The following is a 7177-nucleotide window of genomic DNA, read 5'->3' on the forward strand; positions in this document are numbered from 1 at the left end:
TGCTGGTGCTGCTTATTTTCTGCAGCATAAAAAGCCGCTCTAGGGGCCACCCATGAGGTTTCTTTTAAATAAAAATAAGTCCAGGCACGTACCAGTCCAAAAGGATACACTGAATACATCTGGATGGTGGGATAATCAAATTGTCCTCTTTTATCAGTAAAAAACGACAGGGTCATGCTTTGCTTCAATTCTGAAATAAATATTTTTTCTAAATGCTGACCGGTTTTAACCCACAAATAACGCGGCTGCCTTTGCGCTTGCTGAAAATGTAATTGTAAATCCAGTTGATGACCCGCCTGCCCGACTTCATTGACTGAAACCTCAAGTTTGAGGCCATGTAACTGCTTAAAGGTTAAATAAAAGCTGATACATAAGATCGCACTGACCAGAAAGCAAAAACCCAAAATCAGGTTATTGGCATAATTCACCCCGACAATGAAGGTCAGCAAAATCAACACCAGATACAAATAACCTTGCTGATAGATAAAAATCAGGATGTCTTTTTGCGAGAGCTGTTTGATTTTTTTAAATTGAAAGCGTTTTGCCAACCATTTTTGCCAAGGCTTGGTCAAAGGTGTAGTCAATTGAGTCACCCTTTAGCTAATATGAACTTGCTGCATCAGCTGCAAGGTTTCTGCTTCGCTCAAGCCAATACGATGCGACACCACAGCAGCAAATACCGCTTGCACATCGTCAGGAGTCACATAGCTGCGCTGCTGTATAAAGGCATGCGCTTGAGCTGCTTTTTTCAAAGCCAATAATCCGCGGGTCGATAAGCCATGACGACTTTTACGGGTCTCGGCCGCCAGATCCAGTAGGTAATCCAGCACTGCATCGGCAATATGGACTTGGGTCACCAGTTGCTGAATCGCCAGAATTTCATATTCGTCAAAAACATGTTGCAATGTGGCAATCAAGGCATAGCGAGAATCTTGCTGTAATAACAGTTTTTCTGCTGAACGCGACGGATAACCCAGCGATAAACGCATTAAAAAACGGTCTAGCTGGGATTCTGGCAAGCTATAGGTTCCGCTCTGGAACAAGGGATTTTGTGTCGCAATCACCCAAAAAGGTTGCGGCAAATCATACCGCACCCCATCAACCGTTACCCGGCCCTCTTCCATGGCTTCCAGTAAAGCACTCTGGGTTTTAGGACTACAGCGGTTAATTTCATCTGCCAGCAAAATTTGGGTGAAAATTGGCCCCAGCTTAAACTCAAACCGGTGCTCTTTTTGATTAAACATATTCACCCCAATCACATCGCTAGCGAGCATGTCATTGGTAAACTGAATACGCTGAAACTTCAATCCGGCAATATGCGACAAGGCACTGGATAAAGTGGTTTTACCGAGTCCTGGCAAATCTTCAAACAACACATGTCCACCGGACAGCAAACAGCACAAAGCCAGTTTGGTCTGGTGTTCCTTATCCAAAATAATGTTATTGATTTGAGCCAAGAATGCCTGAATTTTTGCAGCATAAGATTCCACCTGAAAATTCAGCTCTTGCTGCGCTGGTGTGAGTTCTTGTTTTTGAACTTTATTCATACCCCAAATCACACTCTTTCCTTAATAAAAAACGGTGCATGATTAACATACACCGTTTTTTAATTTTTCCAAACATATCAGAAGATTTACTGACAAATGTGGACTGATCTTAGCAAGGACATTTTTTCATGCCACCGCCCGCACTTGGATAACGTGCATCCACGCAGTAACGGTAGAATGTTTTGGCATCCATTGGAACCAGCTCCGGGTGATTCTTTTGCATATGCTCCAGATAGGTCTGATAATCCGGCACACCCACCATCAAGCGAAAACTTTGCTGTAGACGTTGCCAAATGATCTGAATGGTTTTAATCCCATTTAACATGAAAAACTTTTTCGGCTGAGCCAGCACGGTAAATTTAATGATTTTGCCCAACGCCAGTTTTTGGCGAATTTGATCTTTTAGACTCATTTCACCTCTCCTGCTGGAACTTTGTCACTATAAATAGCTTCTGCTTCTTTCACGCTTGGATTAGGATCTGCCAATGCACGGCGAATAACACCAATGGCAGCAAATACCATCACAATTGCCACAATCATAAAGAAACCGCACAGTACCGCATTAATCTGATTGGAGAATACAATCGTTTGCATTTCAGCAATGTCTTTGGCTGGCTTTAAGATTTCTCCACGTGCAATTGCATCAGAGAATCGGTTGGCTTGTGCCAGGAAACCGATTTTTGGATTTTCATGGAAGATTTTTTGCCAACCTGCAGTCATACAGGTGATAAATAAGAAAATGGTTGGAACAATCGTGATCCAAACATATTTCTCTTTTTTCATTTTGAACAGAATGACCGTACCTAAAATCAGTGCCATAGCAGCCAGCATTTGGTTACCAATACCAAATAAAGGCCATAAGCTGTTAATACCGCCCAGTGGATCCACCACACCTTGATAAACAAAGAAACCCCAACCTGCAACAGCCACGGCGGTTCCCACCAGATTACCAAAGAAATTGTGCGATTGTTTCAACGCAGGAATCACGATACCCACCGTATCCTGAACCATGAAACGGCAAGCACGCGTACCGGCATCTACTGCAGTTAAAATGAATAGCGCTTCAAACAGAATCGCGAAGTGATACCAGAACGCCATCATGGAACGGTTATTGAAAATTTCCGTAATAATGTGTGCCATACCAATCGCAAACGTTGGCGCCCCGCCAGTACGCGAAAGAATCGAGCTTTCACCGACTTCCTGAGCGAGTAAAGTCAATGCTTCAGGCGTTACTACAAAGCCTAGAGTACGCACTGCTTCAGCAGCACTTTCAACCGTGGTGCCTAATACCGCAGCAGGTGCATTAATTGCGAAATACACGCCCGGCTCAAGAATGGTGGCACAAATCATCGCCATGACAGCAACGAAAGACTCCATCAACATACCACCGTAACCTATTACACGAATATCAACTTCATTTTCAATCAGTTTTGGTGTGGTTCCTGAAGAAACTAGAGCGTGGAAACCTGAAATCGCACCACAGGCAATGGTAATAAACAAGAATGGGAACATAGAACCTGCAAATACAGGACCCGTGCCATCAATGAAATGCGTTACAGCAGGCATTTTCATTTCAGGCAATGCCACCATAATACCGACTGCAAGACCGGCAATCACACCAATCTTCAAGAAGGTAGAAAGATAGTCACGTGGCGCAAGCAGTAACCAAACCGGCAAGACTGAAGCCACGAAACCGTAAGTGATTAAACACCAAGTCAGTTGCGTACCTGAAAGGGTAAACATTGGCCCCCAATAAGGATCAGCTGCGACATTGCCACCGTACACAATCGCCAGCATCATCAGCACAAAACCAATGATTGAAACCTCGGCAATTTTCCCTGGACGGATATAACGCATATATACGCCCATAAACAAGGCAATTGGAATAGTTGCTGCAATACTGAACACACCCCATGGACTGTTAGTCAAGGCTTTCACGACTACCAATGCAAGCACTGCAAGAATGATGATCATGACGCCTAATGCACCCAGCATTACAATCACACCCGCAAAGGAACCCAGTTCTTGCTTCGCCATTTCACCGAGTGAACGACCATCACGACGGGTCGAGATAAACAACACCAAGAAGTCCTGAACGGCACCTGCCAGTACAACGCCCACCAGCAACCAGATGGTTCCAGGCAAGTAGCCCATTTGTGCCGCAAGAATAGGCCCAACGAGTGGTCCGGCACCTGCAATGGCGGCAAAGTGGTGTCCAAACAAGACATATTTATTGGTTGGAACATAATCCAAACCATCTGCCAGACGGTGAGCGGGGGTTAAACGTCGTGCATTGAGTTCAAAAACTTTATTGGCAATAAATAAGCTATAGAAGCGATAAGCGATGCTATAGACACAAATGGCAGCTAAAACCAGCCAAACTGCATTGACATGCTCACCTCTGCTGACTGCAAGTATTCCAAATGACACCGCACCTAGAACTGCCACCAGAAGCCACACTATTTTGGAAGTCATTGATAACTTCGGTTGAATTGTTTCCATGTAAAGCCCTCATATCTAATGCATAAATCAGCGTTCATTTTTTATTGTTCGGTATACTGCTGTTTCTTCCCTTGCGACTGTACTCCTCATATTTTGCTTTTCATGTAATACTTTGGCATAAAAAAAGGGATGATTTTCATCATCCCTTTCGATAATAGTCTATTTTAAAACCATTATGCACGTTCTAAATAGTCACCAGTACGAGTGTCTACACGAACGCTTTCTTCTTGCTGTACAAATAATGGTACACGAACAACAGCGCCAGTTTCGAGTTTAGCTGGTTTACCGCCGCCACCCGAAGTATCACCACGTACGCCTGGATCAGTTTCCACGATTTTCAATACTACGAAGTTTGGCGCACTTACTGACAATGGAACACCATTGAACAACATAATTGTACAAAGTTCGTTGGAGTCGTCTTTTAACCATTTTGCAGCATCACCCATCGCTGTTTTATCAGCAGTGATCTGTTCAAAAGTTTCAGGATCCATGAAGTTCCACATTTCACCATCGTTATACAAGTAGTTCATTTCTACTTCTATGATGTCTGCGCCTTCCAGTGTTTCATTGGATTTAAAAGTTTTTTCTAAAACTTTACCTGTTTTAAGGTTACGCAGTTTTACACGGTTAAATGCCTGACCTTTACCAGGTTTTACATATTCATTTTCCATGATTGAACATGGGTTGCCGTCAAGCATTACTTTAAGACCTTGCTTAAAGTCATTTGTAGAATAATTGGCCATGAAAGGCTCGCTCCAAACTTACTAACTTAAATCTATTAATGCTAGACTAGCATTATTTTTAACACGTAGCATGATAAACTATTTGTATCAAGAGCAAAACTGGCAATCTCAACTGAGTGACCTGATTACGTCCCCTTTAGAGTTGCTTGAAGCACTTCAGCTCTCGCCTGATCAATTATTATCAGGGGCAATCCTGGCTTCTGAACAGTTTAAGTTACGTGTCCCCCGTGCGTTCGTCGGAAAAATGAACATTGGTGATCCGCTTGATCCCCTGCTTTTACAAGTATTACCCCATCATCTGGAACTTGAGAATCATCCCGGTTTTGTCACTGATCCTTTAGGTGAAGAACAGGCCAATCAGCAACCCGGTGTACTGCATAAATATAAATCACGTTTTTTACTGACTTTAACCGGTGCTTGTGCCGTTCATTGTCGTTACTGTTTCCGCCGTCATTTTCCCTATCAAGAAAACCTCCCCAAAAATGAAGACTGGTTAAACATTAAACAATATATTGAAAATCAACCAGATATAAATGAAGTCATTTTGAGCGGTGGCGACCCGCTGACCCTGTCAAATCGAAAACTTGCCCTGTGGATTGAACGTCTTGAGTCAATTCCGCAAATTAAATTTTTGAGAATTCATTCACGGGTTCCTGTCGTAATCCCCAACCGTGTCGATGAAGAGCTGATTTCCCTATTAAAAAACAGTAGGCTGCGCATTATTCTAGTGGTACACTCCAATCATGCTGCTGAACTGGACGATTTTACCTGTGCCAAACTTTCAGCGTTGGTTCAACACCAAATTACCGTGCTGAATCAGGCAGTTTTATTAAAAGGGGTTAATAATTCTGCGCAAGTGTTAGTGGATTTAAGCTACCGCCTGTTTGAGGCGGGTGTGATGCCATACTATTTACATGTATTAGATAAAGTAAAAGGTGCCCATCATTTTGATCTAAATCCTGAAGAAATCAATCTTATATATAAAGAAGTTTTAGAGAACCTGCCGGGATATTTGGTTCCTAAACTCGTTAGGGAAATAGCGGGCGAAAAAAATAAAACACCGCTTTTTGGAGTTTCAACTTTTTGAGTTAATAATAACGATGCTTATGAGTAATTCAGATATCTTCCAGACACCAACAGAGTTAAAGTTGGATAAATTAAGCTTCTGCCCGACCAATGCGAAGGGGTTACAAGAGTGGGTATCCAATTTATCCATTCTTCAACTGGGAAATTCTTCCAAGGAACTTTTCAATGCATTGCTGGAGATATCAGAACTTAAGTGTCCTGAAATGTTACGTTTTGATTTAATTCAAATTCTGCATCCTACCTTGGATAATGTTTTAGGCAGCTTGGAAAAACATTTTTTTAATCAAGGCCTTATTACCAATGACCGTAGTGACCAGATCATTGAACTAGCGATGCTGCTGCGTAGTCATTTTGCTAAAATTTATATCGATATTTCAAAACGCTGCAACACTCAACTCAGCATACAAAAGTTTTCTCTATTTGCATTCAATCAAAAGAAAAGCTTGCAAACCGCCAGAATCGTGTCTACTTATTATGCTTTGCAGCAATTGTCTTTATTGCTCTATCAACAACACTTGTTATACAGCACGCCTTTATTTGGACAATGGTTAATCGCGCATCAACTGATTGAATGTGCAATTAAAAATAATTTTTATCAAACCAATATTAACCAGATTTTAGATACGCAGCATCCTTTGCAGACCATTACCCAAGCTTATTCACAGCTGGTATTGCTGGAAATTCTAAATACCCATCAAATTCGCCCGTCAGAAATGCAAGGCTTATATTTATGCAGTTTTGACTGGGCAAAACTGGTTCATGTGTTACCTAAAGAAACTACCCTTTCTCGCTATATTGTTGATACCAATAAAGACTATCCGCCTGTTTTTAATATCAATCAATCCAGTTTATATAAGCCAACCATTTATATTTCAACGCAACATTTATTAGATCATCTGTCCGAAACCCAAACCAAAAAGTCGGGTTATTTATCGCGTAATGAAAAGTTATTCCTAACACCGGCATTGCACTTTCATATTCATAATCTGCTTACCACCAATACAGAACGTCGTCATGAGCGTTATGAATATTCTGCACAATTACAAATCTGTTTTAGTCTGTCTGTGGCGCACTTTTACCTGTCCAAGGGCAAAAACTTTCATGAGACTCTGGATTTAGATACCAATTATCAATTCCATAATGAAAGCAGTTTCATCAATTCGATGAATTCAAATATTCCTGCTGAAATCAACACAGCTAAAGTTTTGGATCGCGAAGCCAAACAAATTTATCCAGCAGAAGTTCTAGATATCAGTGTCAATGGTTACAGAATTAAATGGAATGGTGTAGCTCCTTCAC

The 7177-nt window shown here is 41.7% G+C and carries 6 protein-coding genes and 1 pseudogene; 2 read left to right on the forward strand and 5 right to left on the reverse strand.

What is annotated here, in order from left to right; translation table 11 throughout:
* The 5 genes and pseudogenes from B2Y23_RS07015 to efp form a co-directional block, all read right to left on the reverse strand.
* A pseudogene (locus tag B2Y23_RS07015) lies at nucleotides 1–572 on the reverse strand (DUF58 domain-containing protein); the annotation flags it as partial.
* Nucleotides 573–596: 24 nt separating this feature from the next.
* Nucleotides 597–1559 (reverse strand): AAA family ATPase, encoded by a 963-nt coding sequence (locus B2Y23_RS07020; RefSeq protein ID WP_409449788.1) that lies wholly within the window; start codon nucleotides 1557–1559, stop codon nucleotides 597–599.
* Nucleotides 1560–1656: 97 nt separating this feature from the next.
* Nucleotides 1657–1959, reverse strand: coding sequence for a YbdD/YjiX family protein (locus B2Y23_RS07025; protein ID WP_291353651.1), 303 nt, complete (start codon nucleotides 1957–1959; stop codon nucleotides 1657–1659).
* Nucleotides 1956–4049, reverse strand: coding sequence for a carbon starvation CstA family protein (locus B2Y23_RS07030; protein ID WP_291353650.1), 2094 nt, complete (start codon nucleotides 4047–4049; stop codon nucleotides 1956–1958). Before B2Y23_RS07030 ends, B2Y23_RS07025 begins: the two co-directional genes overlap by 4 nt.
* Nucleotides 4050–4222: 173 nt before the next feature.
* Nucleotides 4223–4792 (reverse strand): elongation factor P, encoded by a 570-nt coding sequence (efp, locus tag B2Y23_RS07035; RefSeq protein ID WP_291369887.1) that lies wholly within the window; start codon nucleotides 4790–4792, stop codon nucleotides 4223–4225.
* Nucleotides 4793–4862: 70 nt separating this feature from the next.
* Between efp and epmB the strand changes: the two genes are divergently transcribed.
* Nucleotides 4863–5879, forward strand: coding sequence for an EF-P beta-lysylation protein EpmB (gene epmB / locus B2Y23_RS07040; RefSeq protein ID WP_291369889.1), 1017 nt, complete (start codon nucleotides 4863–4865; stop codon nucleotides 5877–5879).
* A gap of 13 nt (nucleotides 5880–5892) precedes the next feature.
* Nucleotides 5893–7177: GTPase (locus tag B2Y23_RS07045; protein WP_291369891.1), on the forward strand; the 1285-nt coding region annotated here is incomplete at its 3' end.

Origin of the sequence: Acinetobacter sp. UBA5934, from assembly GCF_002430855.1 — a bacterium.
GTDB lineage: Bacteria > Pseudomonadota > Gammaproteobacteria > Pseudomonadales > Moraxellaceae > Acinetobacter.